19 protein-coding genes are annotated in these 18,498 nt (G+C 58.5%); 5 read left to right on the top strand and 14 right to left on the bottom strand.

Annotated elements, in window-relative coordinates; all coding sequences use genetic code 11:
• Nucleotides 1–7: 7 nt before the first annotated feature.
• The 9 genes from msrQ to mrcB all read right to left on the bottom strand — a co-directional run bounded on the left by msrQ (nt 8) and on the right by mrcB (nt 9,824).
• Nucleotides 8–628 carry a protein-methionine-sulfoxide reductase heme-binding subunit MsrQ gene (msrQ, locus tag FW764_RS17675; protein ID WP_446434973.1) on the bottom strand — a complete coding sequence of 207 codons (621 nt, stop codon included), beginning with the start codon at nt 626–628 and terminating at the stop codon, nt 8–10.
• Nucleotides 628–1,641 carry a protein-methionine-sulfoxide reductase catalytic subunit MsrP gene (gene msrP / locus FW764_RS17670; RefSeq protein ID WP_446434972.1) on the bottom strand — a complete coding sequence of 338 codons (1,014 nt, stop codon included), beginning with the start codon at nt 1,639–1,641 and terminating at the stop codon, nt 628–630. The genes msrQ and msrP overlap by 1 nt, the downstream gene beginning before the upstream one ends.
• Before the next feature lie 63 nt (nt 1,642–1,704).
• Entirely contained in the window at nt 1,705–2,562 is an 858-nt protein-coding gene (pssA, locus tag FW764_RS17665) for a CDP-diacylglycerol--serine O-phosphatidyltransferase (RefSeq protein ID WP_446434971.1), read from the bottom strand.
• A 144-nt stretch (nt 2,563–2,706) separates the two neighbouring features.
• Complete coding sequence (gene ilvC / locus FW764_RS17660) at nt 2,707–3,723, bottom strand: ketol-acid reductoisomerase (protein WP_007948647.1); 1,017 nt, start codon at nt 3,721–3,723, stop codon at nt 2,707–2,709.
• Nucleotides 3,724–3,769: 46 nt separating this feature from the next.
• Nucleotides 3,770–4,261, bottom strand: coding sequence for an acetolactate synthase small subunit (gene ilvN, locus FW764_RS17655; protein ID WP_057008762.1), 492 nt, complete (start codon nt 4,259–4,261; stop codon nt 3,770–3,772).
• Between the two features lie 2 nt (nt 4,262–4,263).
• Complete coding sequence (locus tag FW764_RS17650; RefSeq protein ID WP_446434970.1) at nt 4,264–5,988, bottom strand: acetolactate synthase 3 large subunit; 1,725 nt, start codon at nt 5,986–5,988, stop codon at nt 4,264–4,266.
• Between the two features lie 431 nt (nt 5,989–6,419).
• Nucleotides 6,420–6,749, bottom strand: coding sequence for a YqcC family protein (locus FW764_RS17645; protein WP_446434969.1), 330 nt, complete (start codon nt 6,747–6,749; stop codon nt 6,420–6,422).
• Entirely contained in the window at nt 6,749–7,483 is a 735-nt protein-coding gene (locus FW764_RS17640) for a tetratricopeptide repeat protein (protein ID WP_407020620.1), read from the bottom strand. Before FW764_RS17640 ends, FW764_RS17645 begins: the two co-directional genes overlap by 1 nt.
• Before the next feature lie 16 nt (nt 7,484–7,499).
• Nucleotides 7,500–9,824: a penicillin-binding protein 1B gene (mrcB, locus tag FW764_RS17635; RefSeq protein ID WP_446434968.1), complete on the bottom strand. Its 2,325-nt coding sequence runs from the start codon at nt 9,822–9,824 to the stop codon at nt 7,500–7,502.
• Between the two features lie 118 nt (nt 9,825–9,942).
• Between mrcB and FW764_RS17630 the strand changes: the two genes are divergently transcribed.
• From FW764_RS17630 to FW764_RS17620, 3 genes are all read left to right on the top strand, one after another.
• The gene (locus FW764_RS17630) at nt 9,943–11,499 is read left to right on the top strand and encodes a bifunctional aminoglycoside phosphotransferase/ATP-binding protein (protein ID WP_446434967.1); all 1,557 of its coding nucleotides are present in this window, start codon (nt 9,943–9,945) and stop codon (nt 11,497–11,499) included.
• 93 nt (nt 11,500–11,592) lie between these two features.
• Complete coding sequence (locus FW764_RS17625) at nt 11,593–11,937, top strand: pentapeptide repeat-containing protein (RefSeq protein ID WP_446434966.1); 345 nt, start codon at nt 11,593–11,595, stop codon at nt 11,935–11,937.
• Nucleotides 11,938–12,138: 201 nt separating this feature from the next.
• Entirely contained in the window at nt 12,139–12,411 is a 273-nt protein-coding gene (locus FW764_RS17620) for a TfoX/Sxy family protein (protein WP_446434965.1), read from the top strand.
• Nucleotides 12,412–12,655: 244 nt separating this feature from the next.
• Here the strand turns inward: FW764_RS17620 and FW764_RS17615 are convergent, their stop codons facing one another.
• From FW764_RS17615 to FW764_RS17605, 3 genes are read right to left on the bottom strand one after another with little or no spacing between them, the layout of a single operon-like run.
• Complete coding sequence (locus tag FW764_RS17615; protein WP_446434964.1) at nt 12,656–13,423, bottom strand: heme ABC transporter ATP-binding protein; 768 nt, start codon at nt 13,421–13,423, stop codon at nt 12,656–12,658.
• Nucleotides 13,423–14,460, bottom strand: a complete 1,038-nt coding sequence (locus FW764_RS17610) for a FecCD family ABC transporter permease (RefSeq protein ID WP_446434963.1) — start codon at nt 14,458–14,460, stop codon at nt 13,423–13,425. Before FW764_RS17610 ends, FW764_RS17615 begins: the two co-directional genes overlap by 1 nt.
• On the bottom strand, nt 14,457–15,335 hold the full coding sequence (locus FW764_RS17605) for a heme/hemin ABC transporter substrate-binding protein (protein ID WP_446434962.1): 879 nt from the start codon (nt 15,333–15,335) through the stop codon (nt 14,457–14,459). Before FW764_RS17605 ends, FW764_RS17610 begins: the two co-directional genes overlap by 4 nt.
• A gap of 156 nt (nt 15,336–15,491) precedes the next feature.
• Here FW764_RS17605 and FW764_RS17600 point away from each other — a divergent pair, with 156 nt between their 5' ends.
• Nucleotides 15,492–15,809 (top strand): Rieske (2Fe-2S) protein, encoded by a 318-nt coding sequence (locus FW764_RS17600; RefSeq protein ID WP_446434961.1) that lies wholly within the window; start codon nt 15,492–15,494, stop codon nt 15,807–15,809.
• Here the strand turns inward: FW764_RS17600 and sfsA are convergent.
• Nucleotides 15,806–16,519, bottom strand: coding sequence for a DNA/RNA nuclease SfsA (gene sfsA / locus FW764_RS17595; protein WP_446434960.1), 714 nt, complete (start codon nt 16,517–16,519; stop codon nt 15,806–15,808). The genes FW764_RS17600 and sfsA overlap by 4 nt on opposite strands.
• Nucleotides 16,519–17,691 carry a pyridoxal phosphate-dependent aminotransferase gene (locus FW764_RS17590; protein ID WP_446434959.1) on the bottom strand — a complete coding sequence of 391 codons (1,173 nt, stop codon included), beginning with the start codon at nt 17,689–17,691 and terminating at the stop codon, nt 16,519–16,521. The genes sfsA and FW764_RS17590 overlap by 1 nt, the downstream gene beginning before the upstream one ends.
• 320 nt (nt 17,692–18,011) lie before the next feature.
• Between FW764_RS17590 and dksA the strand changes: the two genes are divergently transcribed.
• Nucleotides 18,012–18,452, top strand: a complete 441-nt coding sequence (gene dksA, locus FW764_RS17585) for an RNA polymerase-binding protein DksA (protein ID WP_034100675.1) — start codon at nt 18,012–18,014, stop codon at nt 18,450–18,452.
• The last annotated feature ends 46 nt before the right edge of the window (nt 18,453–18,498 follow it).

The following is an 18,498-nucleotide window of genomic DNA, read 5'->3' as shown; positions in this document are numbered from 1 at the left end:
GCACTAATTACGTTTTTATTGCGGAAACTGGTTTTTTCGCGATAAGACGTGGAATCCGGCGCATGACAGGCGGAATCCGCAGGACCAAAAGCAGTACCCCTATAGATGCATAGATAGCCCACTCCTTTAGATCGGCCCGGACGATCCACAACATATGCAGCAAACCAAGCCCAACGATCACGTATACCAAGCGATGCAACTTCTTCCAACGACTACCCAGCCGACGCTGACTATAACGATTGGAGGTCACCGCCAGCACCAACAAACAAAGGAAGCCCAGCGCGCCGACAATAATGTAGGGCCGCTTGCGCAACTCCACCCCTAACTGCGACCAATCAAGCCCTAGGATGAATACGCAATACGCCACCAGATGCAGAACCACATACGCAAAACACCAGAGCCCTAACTGCCTGCGGACCGCAATCCACCCTGCCCATCCGCTAATCTTCTGCAGCGGCGTCATACCCAGCGTAATGAGCAACAAAATTAACGTGCCAAGCCCCAACCGATCCATCAACACTTTGCCGGGATCAGGTCCAAGCACAGAACTCCACGCCTCATACAGCCAGAAAAATGGACACACCGCAGCAGCTATGAAGACGCCAATGCGCCAGATCGGGTAGCGCATCAGTAGTTTTTCCGCAGATCGAGGCCGGTATAAAGAGAGGCAACCTCATCCGAGTAGCCATTGAACATTTGCGTGTCGCGCACATTCGGACTAAACAAACCACTCGGCAAGCGACGCTCCCGCGCCTGAGTCCAGCGAGGATGATCGACCGTGGGGTTCACGTTTGCGTAAAACCCATACTCATCCGCAGCAATACTTTGCCAAGTGGTTTTGGGCTGCTCACTCACCAGGCTGATCCGCACAATGGATTTCACACTCTTAAAGCCATACTTCCACGGCACCACCAAACGCAACGGTGCGCCATTCTGGTTAGGCAATTCCCGCCCATACATGCCTACTGCAAGGATTGCCAAAGGATTCATCGCCTCGTCCAGACGCAAACCTTCTACATAGGGCCAGTCAATCAAACCAAAACTCGAGCGTTGGCCCGGCATGCTTTTTGAGTCCTGCAGAGTTTCAAAGCGGATGTACTTGGCTTTGGAGGTCGGTTCAACCTGCTTGAGCAAGGCCGAGATCGGAAAGCCCATCCATGGAATGACCATCGACCACGCCTCAACACAGCGCAAACGGTAGATCCGCTCTTCCAACCGATAAGGCTTCATGAAGTCTTCCAAGGCATAGCGCCCCGGCTTCGCAACCTCCCCATCGATTACAACACTCCACGGCTCGGTTTTGAGTGATCCGGCATTCGTCGCCGGGTCGCCCTTGCCTGTACCGAACTCATAGAAGTTGTTGTAGTGGGTCGCGTCCTTGAAAGGCGTGATGGCCTCGTCCTTCACGGTAACTGCCTGCCATTGAGTACTTGGCAATTTCTCGGCAAACCAGTTCGGCGCCTTGCCCGGTTCAACATCGGCATAACGTGCAGCATTATCGGCATTGGCCCAGCGCGGCAAGGCGCTGGCAGCCACTCCGGCAAGTGCACCACCGAGTAGGCTACGGCGAGAGAGGTAGAAGGATTCAGGCGTGACATCCGATTCGTGACAATCGGACGCTTTGGGGATCTTGATTAACATGGCAACTCCGCAGCATTGGAGGACTGATGCACCAATAGACTGCGGAGTATGGGGAACATTACATTAAGGCAATGTTTTCTCCCGGCGCAGATGCAGCAGGTACTGAATCGGCCCCGAAGCGGCGTAGACCAAGAACGCCAGCAGGAGAATACGCGGCGGATCGCTGAATACGACTGCGAACACCAGCACCACCACCAGGATCGCCACGAAAGGCACGCGCCCCTTGAGGTCGAACTCTTTGAAGCTGTTGTACTTGATGTTGCTGACCATCAGCATGCCGGCGGCCGCCACCATCAACGCCACCAAGAACGACATCTTCGAACCCTGGATGCCATAGTCACTGAATGCCCAGACAATACCTGCGACTACGCCCGCAGCCGCCGGGCTGGCAAGACCAATGAAGTAACGCTTGTCAGCAGTACCTACCTGGGTGTTGAAGCGTGCCAGACGCAAAGCGGCACCGGCCACATAGATGAAGGCAACCATCCATCCCACCTTGCCCATATCACCCAGCGCCCAGGCAAACGCAAGCAGAGCAGGCGCAACACCAAAAGCAACCATGTCCGACAACGAGTCATACTCGGCACCGAAGGCACTCTGCGTGTTGGTCATGCGCGCCACACGACCATCCAGGCCGTCGAGCACCATGGCTACGAAAATCGCGATGGCAGCAAAGCCGAAATATTTGCTGGCGCTCGCCGCATCACCCGCCGCCAACGCACTTTGAGCGCTCATGGAATTGATGATGGAATAGAACCCGGCAAACAGGTTCGCCGTGGTAAACAGGTTGGGCAGAAGATAGATGCCACGATGCCGGACCTTGCGACCTTCCGCATCATGCCCTTCCTCGACATGCTCATCGATGGGTAGCAGGCTTTCGGCGTCAGAGGCCTGGTGTGGCTCGTCGGGACGTTCGCTCATGGACTTTACCTTGCAACGGTGTGAAAAAATTCGACAAATACTTGCGGCGAGTGTTCGCCCGCAAACGATGCAGCTTTATACCAGAACCTGCCTCCCAAACGAAAAAACGCGGCCTAAGCCGCGTTTTCTCTTGATGCGTACGACTTAGTTTTTGGCTTTGTCGACGATCTTGTTGGCACCGATCCACGGCATCATGGAGCGCAGTTGCTCGCCGATGATTTCGATACCGTGAGCGGCGTTGTTACGACGCTTGGCGGTCATCGAAGGGTAGCCGGTTGCGCCTTCGCTGATGAACATTTTGGCGTATTCGCCGTCCTGAATACGTTTCAGGGCGTTGCGCATAGCCTGACGGGACTCGGCGTTGATGACTTCCGGGCCAGTCACGTACTCGCCGTATTCGGCGTTGTTGGAGATCGAGTAGTTCATGTTGGCGATACCGCCTTCGTACATGAGGTCAACGATCAGCTTCAGTTCGTGCAGGCATTCGAAGTAGGCCATTTCCGGCGCGTAGCCAGCTTCAACCAGGGTTTCGAAACCGGCTTTAACCAGTTCAACGGTACCGCCGCACAGAACAGCTTGCTCGCCGAACAGGTCGGTTTCGGTCTCGTCCTTGAAGGTGGTTTCGATGATGCCGGTACGACCGCCACCAACACCCGCTGCGTAGGACAGTGCAACGTTTTTGGCGTTGCCCGAAGCGTCCTGGTAGATCGCGATCAGGTCAGGAATACCGCCGCCTTTGACGAACTCGGAGCGCACGGTGTGGCCCGGTGCTTTCGGCGCGATCATGATCACGTCGAGGTCGGCACGCGGCACAACCTGGTTGTAGTGAATCGCGAAGCCGTGGGAGAAGGCCAGGGTTGCGCCCTTCTTGATATTCGGCTCGATTTCGTTCTTGTACAGCGCGGACTGGAACTCGTCCGGGGTCAGGATCATGACCAGGTCGGCAGCAGCAACAGCGGAAGCAACGTCAGTCACTTTCAGGCCATGAGCTTCAGCCTTGGCAACAGTGGCCGAGCCTTTACGCAGGCCAACAGTCACGTCAACGCCGGAGTCTTTGAGGTTGCACGCTTGAGCGTGGCCTTGGGAACCGTAGCCGATGATGGCGACTTTTTTGCCCTGGATGATCGACAGATCACAATCTTTTTCGTAATAAACTTTCATGAGGTTCCTCTATATATCCAGGCCCTTAGGCCATTCACTAATTGGGTTAGACGCTGAGTACTTTGTCGCCACGAGCAATCCCGGTGACGCCACTGCGTACAGTTTCCAGAATCGAGGCCGTCCCGATCGACTGGATGAAGCTGTCCAGCTTGTCGCTCGTACCGGTCAGTTGAACGGTATAAACGCTGGCGCTCACATCGACGATCTGCCCGCGATAAATGTCGGTCGTGCGTTTGATCTCGGCGCGCTGGGCACCCGTGGCCTTGACCTTGACCAGCATCAGCTCGCGCTCGATGTGGGCACTTTCCGACAGGTCGACCAGCTTGACCACTTCGATCAGCTTGTTGAGGTTCTTGGTGATCTGCTCGATCACCTCATCGTGGCCCACGGTGGTCAACGTCAGGCGCGACAGGGTCGGGTCTTCGGTTGGGGCCACGGTCAGGCTTTCGATGTTGTAGTTGCGTTGCGAAAACAGGCCGACAACACGAGACAGAGCGCCGGGTTCGTTCTCCAGAAGCAGGGAGATAATGTGCCGCATGATTAAGTACGCTCCGTCTTGTTCAGCCACATGTCGCGCATAGAGCCGTCTTTGATCTGCATCGGGTAGACGTGCTCGCTGGTGTCCACTTGAATATCGAGGAACACCAGGCGGTCCTTCATGGCGAACGCCTCTTCCATCTTGGGCTTCAGATCTTTCAAATCGGTGATACGAATGCCGACGTGGCCATAGGCTTCAACCAACTTGACGAAATCAGGCAGCGATTCCATGTAGGAATGGGAGTGACGACTACCGTAGCTCATGTCCTGCCACTGACGAACCATGCCCAGTACGCCGTTGTTCAGGCAGACGATCTTCACGGGAAGGCCGTACTGCAGGCACGTCGAGAGTTCCTGGATGTTCATCTGGATGCTGCCTTCACCAGTGACGCATGCAACGTCAGCGTCCGGGAAGCTCAGCTTCACCCCCATGGCTGCTGGAAAACCAAAGCCCATCGTGCCCAGGCCACCGGAGTTGATCCAGCGGTTAGGCTTGTCGAACTTGTAGTATTGCGCGGCGAACATCTGGTGCTGGCCCACGTCGGAGGTCACAAAGGCGTCGCCCTTGGTCACTTCGCACAGGGTCTCGATCACGGTTTGTGGCTTGATGATGCTGCCGTCGCCCTTGTCGTAAGGGAACAGGCCGCGATCACCGCGCCATTCGTCGATCTGCTTCCACCAGCTAGCAACGGATTCCTTGTTCGGCGTTTCGCCGATGTCCTTGAGCGCCGCAACCATTTCGGTCAGTACGCTTTCTACAGGACCCACGATCGGCACGTCGGCCTTAATGGTCTTGGAGATGGACGCCGGATCGATGTCGATATGGATGATCTTGGCATTCGGACAAAACTTGCTCGCGCCGTTGATCACGCGGTCATCAAACCGCGCGCCCACCGCCAGGATCACATCAGCATGGTGCATGGCCAGGTTGGCGGTGTAGCTGCCGTGCATGCCGAGCATGCCGACGAACTGACGGTCCGAACCCGGGAACGCACCAAGGCCCATCAAGGTGTTGGTGACTGGCAGGTTGAGCATCTTGGCCAGTTCGGTGAGCGGCGCGGAACCGCCGCCCAGAATCACGCCACCACCCGAGTAGAGCACAGGGCGCTTGGCCGCGAGGAGCATTTCTGCCGCCTTGCGGATTTGCCCCGAGTGCCCACGGACGGCCGGGCTGTAGGAACGCAGCTTGGCTTTCTTCGGGAAAATGTATTCGAATTTTTCAGCCGGGTTAGTCATGTCTTTCGGGATATCGACCACAACAGGGCCTGGGCGACCGGACTGTGCGAGGTAGAAGGCCTTTTTCATGACTTCCGGGATTTCCGAGGCATGTTTGATCATGAAGCTGTGTTTCACGATCGGCCGGGAGATACCGATCATGTCGGTTTCCTGGAATGCATCGGTACCGACCATGGTGCTCGCCACCTGGCCAGAAATGATCACCATCGGGATGGAGTCCATATAAGCAGTCGCAATGCCGGTAATGGCATTGGTTGCGCCTGGGCCGGACGTTACCAGTACCACGCCGGCTTTACCGGTGGCACGGGCGTAACCGTCAGCCATATGGGTCGCGGCCTGTTCGTGGCGAACCAGGATGTGGGTAACAGCCGGTTCCTTGAACAGTGCGTCGTAGACATGCAGCAGAGCACCGCCAGGGTACCCGTAGATATAGTCGACGCCTTCGTCACGCAAAAAGCGGACGAGCATCTCACCGCCAGATAAAAGCTCCACGTTGTTCACCTCTAAAACGCCAGAATACCGTCCGTAAAAAACCGACGGGTCTTAATAGGTTTACTTCTCAACAGAGCATGAGCGACGGTGGTCGCCGACTACGTCAGCACTGACTGAGCAAGTATTGGGATCGTCCCAAGTGTTGCGGGCTTTTCCCACCCAGCGCGAGGTAACGCGTTGCGGGTGTTACAGGTCGGCGCGGATGTGCGCCTCATGATCTGCTGAGCGGGCCTGCTTCTGGCAGTCCCGATACAGCGGACTTTGGATTCTTCTGTTTCAGCCCTCTCAAGTCAAGCAATAATTGCGCTTTTTTCCAACTAAGCGCATGAGAACGCATAAGAAAGGTGTTTGAGAAGGGATAAAACTCGCCTGAATGTCGTCAAGCGGTAGAAATATGCGCAAGGCTGCCGGAAAAACCGACAGTCAGGCAATTAACGAGCGTCGACGATGAGTTGGTCGAACTTTTTCAGCGCATTACGCAAGCCAAGGCTCTCCAGCGGCCGATCGGCGTAAACCATTTCAGCCATCTCCATGATCCCCGATGCATTTGGCAACGGCAGATCCTGCTCAAGGATCTGCTTCATGCGCACCAGAAAGATCCATTGCAGCCACTGGTGGAAATCCAGGGTATCAACCGAAAAAGGCTCGACGCTGCTGAGCGCCTCAGCGCTGGGGGGCACCTCGTCCCACCAGCCTTGCACGCGCAACTCGCGCTCAATCAGCAATAGCTGTTCGGCAATCGCTGGGACGCGCGTATCCATCAGAGGCTGACCTTGGCTTTTTGCCGAGCCTGAGCGGCACCGGCAGCATCGCCTTGTGCCGCCCGCGCATCACCAATCAGAGCCCACAAGCTGGCTTGCAAGTCGGGGCGACCATTGGCCAAGCTCAGGCCACGACGGGCGAACTGCTCAGCTTGTGGCGCATCGCCCTGGGCCATGCGCACTTGGGCGAGTCGATACAACACTTGCGGCTCGCGTGGTGCAACGCGCTGGGCGCGCTCGAGGCTCGATGATGCACCGTTCAGGTCGCCACCAGCCTGTTGCTGCTGGGCGGTAGTCAGCAACGCGAGTACCGGCCCGTCTAACTGCTCATCCGCCGAAAGGCCGCCAGCGCTGGACGCCGATGGAATGCCGCTAGGCGTCGACGGCATGTTGTAGGTGCCCTGATTGACCGGCGCCGTCTGGATCGGCGCGGCATCAACCGGCCCCGACGTGCTTGGCCCTGGGGTCCATGGCTCGGCACTGATAGGCGCCGAGGTGGCAGCACCACCACCCGGCACCATCACCACCACCCCCGAATCTTGCGGGATAGATTGAGGCGTGGCTTGTGCAGGACGCTTGACCACGGTCTGGCGGAAACCGCCGTTGGCCGAGATGCGGTCGTTATTCGAGACTGCAGTGCTCGAGTCAACTACCGGAATTGAGCCGCGTTGCACGCTTGAGCAACCGCTGAGCACCGCTAGCGCTGTAATAGCTGGAATCAACCACTTGTTCACTTGAAACCCTCTTTGCTTAATTCATCCAGCCCTTGACCCAATCCATCACCGAGTCCGCGTCAGCGGGGGCACTGCCACCGCATGCGGCTCCGGGCGATGGCTCGCTGCCGCGAATATACGGCATCTGCACCGCGCCCGGACAGTTCGCATCGGAGCCCTGCCCCGTGTGCGGATCAATCCAGGCCTGCACGATGTTATCCGGCTGCGGCATGTTCAGCGGCAACGGGTCGGCCTTGCGCATGAAACTGGTCCAGACCTGCAGCGCACCGGTCGCACCGGTAAACGGCGTCTTGCCATTATCGTCACGCCCCAGCCACACCACGGCCAGTACATCCTGGCCGAAGCCAGCGAACCAACTGTCTCGCGAATCGTTACTGGTGCCGGTCTTGCCCGCCAGCGTCAGGTTCGACGGCAGCACGCTGTAGACCGAGCGCCCGGTACCTTCACGCATTACGCGCTGCATGGCGTTTTGGATCAGGTAGATGGAGCCCGCGTCGAAGCGCTGCTGAATCTGGAACGGATAACGCTTGAGCGGCTCGCCCTCGGCGGTCAGCACACTGCGAATGCCGCGCATCGGTGTATTGAAACCGCCGTTAGCGAGGGTCTGGTACATCGTCGCCACTTCCATCGGTGTCATGGCGCCAGCACCGAGCAGAATCGACGGGAAGGCCGGAAACTCACGAGTGACCCCCAGGCGCGCGATGGTTTTCAACACACTCGGCACACCCACTTCCAGCCCCAGACGTGAGGTGGAAATGTTATAGGAGTGCGCAATCCCCTGGTACAGGAACACCGTACCGTGGGAGCGACGATCAAAGTTCTGCGGCGTCCACACCTGGCCATTGGCGCCTTTGACCGACAGCGGGTCATCCGAAAGCCAACTGGTCAGTGTGTATTTGCTCGGTTTTTCCAAGGCCGTGAGATAAACCGCTGGTTTGACCAGCGAGCCAATCGGCCGCACCGCATCCAGCGCGCGGTTGAAACCGGCAAAACTGGCTTGGCGACTGCCGATCATGGCCTGAACCTCACCGGTCTCCGGGTTGGTCACGACCATGGCGGCTTCGACCTCATCCGAACCTTTACGGCCGCTCAGGCGCTTGAAGGTGTCGTTGACCGACGCCTCGGCTTTCATCTGCAAAATCGGGTCGAAGCTAGTGAAGATACGCAAGCCTTCTTCGGTCAAGTCTTCGTCGCGATAGTCTTCACGCAATTGGCGTTTGACCAGGTCAATAAAGCCCGGGAAGGAGCTGTCGGCAAGCTTGCCGCGGGTTGTCACACCCAGTGGCATTTTCTTCGCGGCAGCCACTTGTTCAGCACTAGCAACGCCTTGCTGCTCAAGGACATCAAGCACCAAGTTACGACGTTCGAGTGCACGCTCCGGGTTGCGACGCGGGTTGTAATAGGAAGGCCCCTTGACCATGCCTACCAGCAATGCGACCTGATGCAGCTTCAACTCGGACAATGGCTGACCGAAGAAGAACTGGCTGGCCAAGCCAAACCCGTGGACTGCGCGCTGGCCGTCCTGACCGACGAACACCTCGTTCAGGTACGCCTCAAGGATTTCCTGCTTGCTGTAATGCAGCTCCAGCAGCATCGCCATCATGGCTTCGGTGAGTTTACGGGTCAGGCTGCGCTCGTTGGTCAGGTAGAAGTTCTTGACCAATTGTTGCGTCAGCGTACTGCCGCCCTGAGTCATCTTGCCGCCGGAGGTGTTGACCCAAATGGCACGGGCAATCGACTTCGGCGAAATACCCCAATGGCTGTAGAAATCGCGGTCCTCTACGGCCACCAGCGTTTCGAGCAGATACGGCGGCACCTGATCGAGCTTGATCAGGATGCGGTCTTCAAGATTCTTCGGGTAAATGCCGCCGATCAGCAGCGGCTCCAGGCGTACCACTGGCAGCTTCGAACCGTTGAGCGACGAGAGCTCAGCGACGTAATCGCCGGAGAAGCGCACGCGTACCGGCTGGGCTTTTTCCAGGCCTTCATAGAACTGGAAGCCACGGGTATTCAAGTCGACCGTATTGCCACTGACAGCTGCGGCGCCCGGGCCGTTGCTCACAGGTTCGCGGCGGTAGCCCAAGGCATCGAGCTCGGTAAGGAAGTCATCCTTGCTCAACTTCTGGCCGGTGAACAGTTCCAACGGGCGGGCGTACACCTTGGCCGGAATGGTCCAGCGCTTGCCGGAGAACTTCTCCTGGACTACGGCGTCGAGGTATACCGCGAAGCCGGCGAGCACCACAAGGCCCACCAGGCTGAGCTTGAGCGCCCAGCCCAGCCATGGGCGCAGGCCGCGCGAAGGAGGTTTTTTACGGGAACGGGGAGATCGGGTTCGAGTCATGGCGGCGGATTATACGCACTTTATTGATGATCAACATGAGTCGGACAGCGGTTTGCACGACCAGCTGTAACCGCCATAATGCCCGCCATGATTTCCCCCAGACTTTGAAGGATCGCCCGTGAGCCAGTCCCTGATCGCTGCCCTGCAAAACCCGGCTTTGTATCCCCACCCGGTTGAAGCGTTTCAAGTTATCGAGACCCATATTTCCTGGGTCATCCTGACCGGCCCCTTCGCTTATAAACTGAAGAAACCGATGAACTTCGGCTTCCTGGACTTCACCCAGCTCAAGGACCGCGGCCACTTCTGCAACGAAGAGCTGCGCCTCAACCAACGCCTGACCGAAGATTTGTATCTTGAAGTGTTGCCGATTACCGGCACCGCCGAAGCCCCGCAATTGGGCGGCGAAGGCCCGGTGATCGAGTACGCGCTGAAAATGCGCCAATTCCCGCAAAGCCAACTGCTCAGCACCCTGCAAGCCAATGGCGAACTGACCAGCGCGCACATTGATGAAATGGCCAAGCAGATTGCGCATTTCCACCTCACTGCGCCAAAGGTTCCACAGGCGCATCCGGCCGGTACGCCGGATGAGGTGATGGCACCCGTACGCCAGAACTTCGAACAAATCCGTCCATTTCTCAGCGACAAAGCCGACCTCGCACAGCTGCAAGCTCTGCAAGCTTGGGCTGAAAGCAGCTTCGAACGCCTCAAGCCACTGCTGATACAGCGCAAGCTCGATGGCTTCACACGCGAATGTCACGGCGACATCCACCTGGGCAACGCCACGCTGATCAACGGCCAGGTGGTGATCTTCGACTGCATCGAGTTCAACGAGCCGTTCCGCTTCACCGATGTGTACGCCGACACCGGCTTCCTGGCGATGGACCTCGAAGACCGTGGCCTTAAATCCCTGGCACGCCGCTTTATCAGCCAGTACCTGGAATTGACCGGCGACTACCAAGGCCTTGAAGTGTTGAACTTCTATAAAGCCTACCGAGCACTGGTACGCGCCAAGATTGCGCTGTTCAGCATGCCGAGCGAAGCCAGCCCGGTGCAACGCGCCACCACGCTGCGCCAGTACCGCAACTACGCCAACCTGGCGGAAAGTTACAGCACCATTCCTTCGCGCTTCCTGGCAATTACCCACGGCGTATCGGCAGTCGGCAAAAGCCACGTTGCCATGCGCCTGGTGGAAGCATTGGGCGCTGTGCGCCTGCGTTCGGACGTGGAGCGCAAACGCCTGTTTGGCGAACAGCAGGTAGAGAACACGCCACAGGCCGGTATCTATGCGGCCGATGCCAGCGCAGCAACCTACGCTCGCCTGAATGAAATCGCCGATACCGTCTTGCGTGCCGGCTACCCGGTCGTGCTGGATGCGACCTTCTTGAAGCGTGAGCAGCGCGACGCAGCGGCCAAGATTGCCGAGGCCACCGGTGCGCCCTTCCTCATCCTGGACTGCAACGCACCGCAAGCCGTTATCGCAAGTTGGTTGGCACAACGTCAGGCGGACAAGAGCGATCCTTCCGACGCGACGCTGACCGTCATCGAAGAGCAGCAGGCCAATCGCGATCCATTGACAGCCGAAGAGCTGCTCCTCAGCAAGCGTGTAGAGACCAATGAGAGTGGGACGCTGGATGCTCTGGTGGCGCATATTCGCCAGCGCCTGCCTGGCCTGTAAGAAATATTTCTTGGTCGTGTCACCTATCTACGGTGCACGACCCTGCAATAGTGGCACTATACTGGCGTCATAATTCCAACAGGAGTCGCCGTCATGAGTCACCCCAAGCTTCTTGATACCCCGCTCTATGCGCTCCTGCATAAGGACGACATTCGAGGCTTCAACCAGGAACGCCCTAGAGACGGGGCTATCGACATGCGTGGTGGCGACTTCCGTGGGCTAGACCTGCGTGACCTGAACGCCACAGGTGTCGACTTCACCGACGCCTACTTCCGCTCTGCCGACCTGCGTGGCCTGGATTTACGTGAATGCTCATTGGAAGGCGCCAGCCTGGCCCATGCACAGATCTCGGGCACCTATTTCCCAACTGAACTGACGGCCGACGAAATCCTGATGTCCGTCAATTTCGGCACTCGCCTGCGCTACCGCACCAAGTGACGTCACACATCGGACCCGGCCGCGCGTCAAGCGTGCCGGGTGATTCACGCATGCCCGCCCTCAAACCTCCCAAACCGTTCTTATAAGCTTTTCAGCCGTTCCCCACCAAAGAACTACGCTTTTCCTACTGAGCGCTACACTCCTTTTCAGGCTTGCCTGGTCACGAAACCCACCGCACCCCGGCCGTCGCAAGGAGGCTTGATGAACGATGAGCTGCAACACCTGAGAAACCTTGGCAAGACGTCGGCACAGTGGCTGCACGCAGTGGGCATCCACAGCGCGTCCGACTTGCGTCGCTTGGGAGCGGTTGATGCCTACCGAGCCGTGCGGACTCGCGGGTTTCGTGCATCGAAAGTATTGCTGTATGCAATTGAAGGCGCGTTGATGGATGTGCATTGGAACGACATTCCCGCGGAGCGAAAGGAAGCCTTGAACCGACAGCTGGATGCTATTTCAGCACGGCCGAAGAATTAGTTAAGGGATCAAGCCCAGTGTATTCGGGCCTTTCAAACAAGCGTTCGAGAAAACCAGCAACACATCCAAAAACAAATGTTGACTCTCAAATGAGAATCGTTATGATTATCACAACTGGTCGCGAGATCAGCCGATAACTGAAAGACCATTGGTTCGGACTCTCAGATTATCTCCTCATCAGGCTAATCACGGTTATTTGACCCGGCTCTTGCCGGGTCTTTTTTTGCCGATAAAAAAGCTAACCTCAGCGCGTGATAATCAACGGATGCCCACGCTCCGGATGCGGTTGCACCAACACATCCAGACCAAACACAGCTTTGAGCGGCTCAGGTCGCAAGACTTCTGCAGGCGTATCCAAGGCATGTGGACGCCCATCCTCCAGTAACAGGATGCGGTCACAGTAGCGAGCTGCCAGATTCAGGTCATGGAGGATGACCAGCACCGCTGCGCCTCGATCAGCGAAGCTGCGGATGGCCTGCAAGGTTGTGTGCTGATGCAGCGGGTCAAGCATTGACGTTGGCTCATCCAACAGCAACGTCTGCCCCGCTTCACCTGGCCATAACTGCGCCAATACCCGTGCCAGGTGCACACGTTGGCGCTCGCCGCCAGACAACGCCAAATAATTGCGGCCACTCAAGTGCCCGACATCCGCCGCTTGCAACGCTGCGTTAACGATCTCGTCATCGCGCACTCGCCCAGTCTGATGCGGCAAACGTCCCATGCCGACGACCTCTTCGACCCGAAACGCAAAGTCCAGGGTCGACGTTTGCGGCAAGACCGCCAGGCGTTGTGCACGCTGCGAGCTGCTCCAGTCCTTCAGCTCTTGCTGATCAAGCCACACCTTGCCCTGGTCCGGATGCAACTCACCGCACAACGCGCCGAGCAAGGTACTTTTGCCAGCACCATTGGGCCCTAGCACACCGAGCACTTCGCCCGGCAAAAGGTCCAGGCTGACGTCGGCCAACACAGTCTTGCGCCCGCGCCGGATCTGCAGCGCTTCCACTCGCAGCATCAGGCACGCCCCCGCAACAAAAGATAGAGAAAAAATGGCGCACCGATAAACGCCGTCACGATGCCGATCGGCAATTCAGCCGGCGCCAGGGCCAAGCGCGCCACCAGGTCCGCAAATAACAGCAAACTCGCGCCCGCCAGCACCGAGGCTGGCAACAGTACCCGATGATCCGGCCCCGCCAGCAGTCGCACCAAATGCGGCACCACCAGCCCGACAAACCCAATCATCCCCGCCGCTGCTACCGCCGCACCCACGCCCAGGGCGGTGCAGAACACCAGCTCACGCTTGAGCCTCTCCACATCAACCCCAAGGTGACTGGCCTCGGACTCACCCAGCAACAATGCATTCAGCGCTTTGGCCCGGCGCGGCAACCACAGCGCCACACCGGCGCTCACCAGCAGCAGCGGCCACAAGCGCGAATAACTCGCGCCATTGAGGCTGCCCAGGTTCCAGAAAGTCAGAGTGCGCAAGGTGGCGTCGTCCGCCAGATAGGTAAACAACCCCACCGCCGAGCTGGCGAGGGCTGTAAGGGCGATGCCGGCGAGCAGCATCGTCGCGACATTAGTCTGGCCGTTACGGCGTCCCAGGCGATAGACCAGGGCCGTGACCCCCAAGCCGCCCAGAAAGGCACATAACGACAGTAAGTAAGGCCCAACCGCATCCGGCAGCCCGCCAAACAACGCCCCCCCCACGATCGCAACCGCCGCCCCCAGCGCCGCGCCGCTGGACACCCCGACCAACCCCGGATCAGCCAGCGGGTTACGAAACAATCCCTGCATCGCCACACCCGACAAGGCCAGCACGCCGCCGACCGCCAGGCCGAGCAATGTGCGCGGCAGGCGAATCTGCCCCAGGATCAATTCGGCCTGCTCCAGACCTTGGGCTTCAATTGGCACGCCCATCAAACGCAAGGCGGCCCGGAGCGTATCCAGCAATGGCAGACTGACCGGCCCCAGGGCCAATGAAAGCCAGGTTGCCAATACACACAACAGTGCCAGTCCGATAAATAGCGTTTTAGGTTTAACCAGAGTGGTCATGGGGCAGGCTTAGCCTGGGACGGATAAAACCCGGCAGACAGTTTCACCAGGCTTTGCGGCAAACGTGGCCCCAGGCCGCCAACCAGCAGGGTCGGGTCCAACTCAAATACGCGGCCATTCTTGGCCGCGGGGGTTGAGGCCAAAATCGGGTTTTCCTTGAACAAAGCCGCGCGTGCCGCATCACCGGTCAGGGCGCGGTCAGCAAACACCAGCACATCAGGACTCAACCCTGCCAACGATTCCACCGAAAACGGTTTATAGCCGGTGTGGGTTGCCAGATTGTGCCCACCCGCCTGTTGCAACATCCAATCGGCAGCGGTGTGTTTACCCGCAATCAGCGGCTTGCCGCCTGCATGGCCGAGCAACAACAGCACACCCGGCGCCTTTTGCATGGCCTGCGCCTTGGTGACCCAACGTTTCTGCTGCTTGAGCGCTTGTTCATATCCGGTAAACAATTCGTCGGCTTTCGCCTCATTGCCCAGCAACTTGCCTAAGTGCTGCAGATTACCTTCCAGAGTCACGAGATCCGGCTCGGCCGAAAACATCTCCACCTGCACGCCCGCGCCACGAATCTGCGCAAGCACCGGCGGCGGCCCCATCTCTTCGGTACCCACGAGTACTTGCGGGCGCAGGCTGAGGATACCTTCAGCCGATAGCTGCCGCTGGTAACCGATGCTCGGTAACGCCCTTAGAGATTGCGGATGCTGACTGGTGGTATCCACGCCCACCAACTTCGATTCACCGCCCAGCGCTGTCACCCACTCCGATAAAGCCCCACCCGCGCTGACCCAGCGTTGTGGCAGTTCAGAGGCTTGCGCCCCGTGGTTGACCAGCAGTGAGGCAACAAGCGCAATAGCTCTGGTACTCAGGCGCATAACAGGGTTTCCTTCCAAGGGCAGGGCCACTCAAACACTCATCGATGTGACAGATTAAGCCCGCCTGGCATCGTACTGAGCGCCCAATCAGCTAACGGGCGAAGCCGGCATTTGATAATTGTTTGCATTTGAACGTCAAGGCACTTAAGGATTGAAATGAAGTTTCTCTGCTCCTCCGCTACCCTCGCGCCCAACAGCAGCCTCGGCTTTGAGATCGACGGTTGCAAACTGTTGGCCGTACGCCGGGACGGCGTTGCCTACTTCTATATCAACCGCTGCCCCCATCGCGGTGTCCCGCTGGAATGGCAGCCCGACCAGTTCCTCGACACCAGCGCCAGCCTGATCCAGTGCGCCACCCACGGCGCATTATTCCTGATCGAGAGCGGCGAATGCATCGCCGGCCCTTGCGCGGGCCAAAGCCTCACCGCCCTGCCCGGCCGCGAAGACGCGCAGGGCTTGTGGGTGGAACTCTAGTCGCCGATCAGCACATCCAAGCGGCGGTCGACGTAAATTTCCTCAGCCGTGACCTGTACACCGTAGGCCAGCACCTCCACGCCAGCAGCCTTAGCCTCACGCAAGGCTGCCGCGTAACCGGCGTCGATTTCCACGGCCGGGCGCACCGCTTCGATCCCTGACAGGTTGACGCAATACAACTGCACCGCTCGCACGCCATCGCGCGCCAGGTGTGCCAGCTCACGCAAGTGCTTGGCGCCGCGCAGGGTCACAGCGTCGGGGAAAGCTGCCACCGCCGTGCCATCAAAGCCCAGAGTCACGCTTTTGACTTCGACATACGCAGCGCCTTGCGGGTAGTCCAGGCGAAAATCGATGCGGCTTTTCTCCTGACCGTAAGGCACTTCGCGCTTCAAGGCGGTAAAGCAGTTGAGCTCGGTGATGACCCCGGCATGCAATGCCTCCTCAACCAACTGATTGGCGCGCGCCGTGTTGACGCACGCCAGCCGGCCCTGGGGCGTTTCGGCAATCTCCCATGTGCCTGGCAATTTGCGCTTGGGGTCGGTGGAGCGACTGAACCAGACCTGGCCGCCCTCCACCATGCAATTGAGCATCGAACCGGTATTCGGGCAGTGAATAGTCAGCAACTCGCCGTTAACGGTTTCGATATCGGTGAGAAAACGCTTGTAGCGGCGAATCAGCCGCGCTTCTTCGAGAGGAGGATGAAATCGCATCAGCCTTGCCAGCTCCGCAAACCACGGGCGATGCGCTCCACCGCCTGCTGTAGCCGATCGAGGTTTTGCGTGTAGGCAAAACGCACATGGTGACCGGCTTGATAGCGGCCGAAATCCAGCCCCGGCGTGAAGGCTACATGTTCGGTTTCGAGGAAATGACCGCAGAACGCGAAGGCATCACCGCCGAACGCGCTGATATCGGCATACAAGTAGAACGCGCCTTCCGGCTCTACGGCAATGCCGAAGCCCAACTCGCGCAGGGCGGGCAGCAGGAAGTCGCGACGGCGGCCGAATTCGGCGCGGCGCTCTTCCAGAATGCTCAAGGTCTGTGGGGTAAAACAGGCCAACGCCGCGTACTGGGCCATGCTCGGCGCGCTGATGTAGAGGTTCTGCGCCAGCTTCTCCAATTCGCCTACGGCGTCAGGAGGCGCCACCAACCAACCGAGGCGCCAGCCGGTCATGCCGAAATACTTCGAAAAACTATTTAAGACGAACGCGTCGTCATCGACTTCCAGCACGCTGGCGGCGTCGGTGCCGTAAGTAAGGCCGTGATAGATCTCGTCTACCACCAAGTGACCGTTACGGGCCTTGATTGCGCTCGACAACCCCGCCAACTCGTCCCGCGTGAGAATGGTGCCAGTCGGGTTAGCCGGAGACGCGACCAGCGCGCCCACGCTGTCCTGGTCCCAATGCTTGGTCACCAGATCGGCGGTCAGTTGATAGCGTACTTCAGGGCCAACCGGCACCAGTTGCGCCGCGCCTTCCACCAAGCGCAGGAAATGCCGGTTGCAGGGGTAGCCTGGATCGGCGAGCAACCAATGTTTGCCGGGATCGACCAGCAAGCTGCTAGCCAGCAGCAAGGCGCCAGAGCCACCGGGCGTAATCAGGATGCGCCCAGGATCAATGCTCAGCCCATAGCGCTGCTGGTAAAACCCGCTGATGGCCTCGCGCAACTCGGGCAGCCCACGGGCCGCGGTGTAACGGGTTTTACCGCTGGCCAACGCCGCCTGGCCGGCCTGGATGATCGGCTCGGCGGTGGTGAAGTCCGGCTCACCGATCTCCAGATGGATCACATCATGGCCGGCTGCCTGCAGCTCATTGGCTCGCGCCAGCAACGCCATGACATGAAACGGTTCGATGGCGCGACTGCGCGCACTGTAGGGCTGAGCCATTAGCCTTCCTTAACGGTTAGGACAAAATTTGGATTCTACCGAACCCTCACGGTAAAACATGCTCTATTGCCTGCTCGGCCGTCCACGATGAACCCAGCACGCGCTTGCAAAACGACTAAAATCAACATTCGAGACGAGCTATACCCAGCCATGGCGGGCTGCTGCTGTTTGCAACCCCGCCGCGTTGGACCTCGACAACCGGGAGTGGCGCCCCCTGAATCTATCTGGTAAGTTCGCCCGCTTGCAGCCGCAGGGCCGGCAGGTGTCGGTGACGTTGCAATCCTGCGCAATGGATTAGAAGAGTGAGAGGCGGTCTATTCATGTCCACCCAAGCAAAGCAACAGCAGCAGAGCCTCAGTGGCTTCACACCTTACGTCGAAACGAAAGGTGAGGAATACATGGGCAAGCCCATGCGCCAGCACTTCACCAAGATCCTGCAAAAGTGGAAGCAGGACTTGATGCAAGAGGTCGACCGTACCGTTGACCACATGAAGGACGAAGCCGCCAACTTCCCGGACCCGGCAGACCGTGCCAGCCAGGAAGAGGAATTCGCCCTCGAACTGCGCGCCCGTGATCGTGAACGCAAGCTGATCAAGAAAATCGACAAAACGCTGCAACTGATCGAAGACGAGGAATATGGCTGGTGCGAATCCTGCGGCGTCGAGATTGGTATTCGCCGCCTGGAAGCCCGCCCAACCGCGGACCTATGCGTAGACTGCAAGACCTTGGCTGAAATCAAGGAAAAACAGGTCGGCAAGTAATCCTGCCGGGCTGAACGAATGGGGCGTGCAAACGCCCTATTTTTGT

Source organism: Pseudomonas sp. 1152_12 (genome assembly GCF_052850675.1).
Note: the sequence above shows the minus strand (reverse complement) of the source record. Positions and strands in the feature narration are given on the sequence as shown.

Coding starts and splice junctions, on each gene's coding strand:
- msrQ (WP_446434973.1), bottom strand. CDS start 628: ATGCGCTACCCGATCTGGCGCATTGGCGTCTTCATAGCTGCTGCGGTG.
- msrP (WP_446434972.1), bottom strand. CDS start 1,641: ATGTTAATCAAGATCCCCAAAGCGTCCGATTGTCACGAATCGGATGTC.
- pssA (WP_446434971.1), bottom strand. CDS start 2,562: ATGAGCGAACGTCCCGACGAGCCACACCAGGCCTCTGACGCCGAAAGC.
- ilvC (WP_007948647.1), bottom strand. CDS start 3,723: ATGAAAGTTTATTACGAAAAAGATTGTGATCTGTCGATCATCCAGGGC.
- ilvN (WP_057008762.1), bottom strand. CDS start 4,261: ATGCGGCACATTATCTCCCTGCTTCTGGAGAACGAACCCGGCGCTCTG.
- FW764_RS17645 (WP_446434969.1), bottom strand. CDS start 6,749: ATGGATACGCGCGTCCCAGCGATTGCCGAACAGCTATTGCTGATTGAG.
- mrcB (WP_446434968.1), bottom strand. CDS start 9,824: ATGACTCGAACCCGATCTCCCCGTTCCCGTAAAAAACCTCCTTCGCGC.
- FW764_RS17625 (WP_446434966.1), top strand. CDS start 11,593: ATGAGTCACCCCAAGCTTCTTGATACCCCGCTCTATGCGCTCCTGCAT.
- FW764_RS17620 (WP_446434965.1), top strand. CDS start 12,139: ATGAACGATGAGCTGCAACACCTGAGAAACCTTGGCAAGACGTCGGCA.
- FW764_RS17615 (WP_446434964.1), bottom strand. CDS start 13,423: ATGCTGCGAGTGGAAGCGCTGCAGATCCGGCGCGGGCGCAAGACTGTG.
- FW764_RS17610 (WP_446434963.1), bottom strand. CDS start 14,460: ATGACCACTCTGGTTAAACCTAAAACGCTATTTATCGGACTGGCACTG.
- FW764_RS17605 (WP_446434962.1), bottom strand. CDS start 15,335: ATGCGCCTGAGTACCAGAGCTATTGCGCTTGTTGCCTCACTGCTGGTC.
- FW764_RS17600 (WP_446434961.1), top strand. CDS start 15,492: ATGAAGTTTCTCTGCTCCTCCGCTACCCTCGCGCCCAACAGCAGCCTC.
- sfsA (WP_446434960.1), bottom strand. CDS start 16,519: ATGCGATTTCATCCTCCTCTCGAAGAAGCGCGGCTGATTCGCCGCTAC.
- FW764_RS17590 (WP_446434959.1), bottom strand. CDS start 17,691: ATGGCTCAGCCCTACAGTGCGCGCAGTCGCGCCATCGAACCGTTTCAT.
- dksA (WP_034100675.1), top strand. CDS start 18,012: ATGTCCACCCAAGCAAAGCAACAGCAGCAGAGCCTCAGTGGCTTCACA.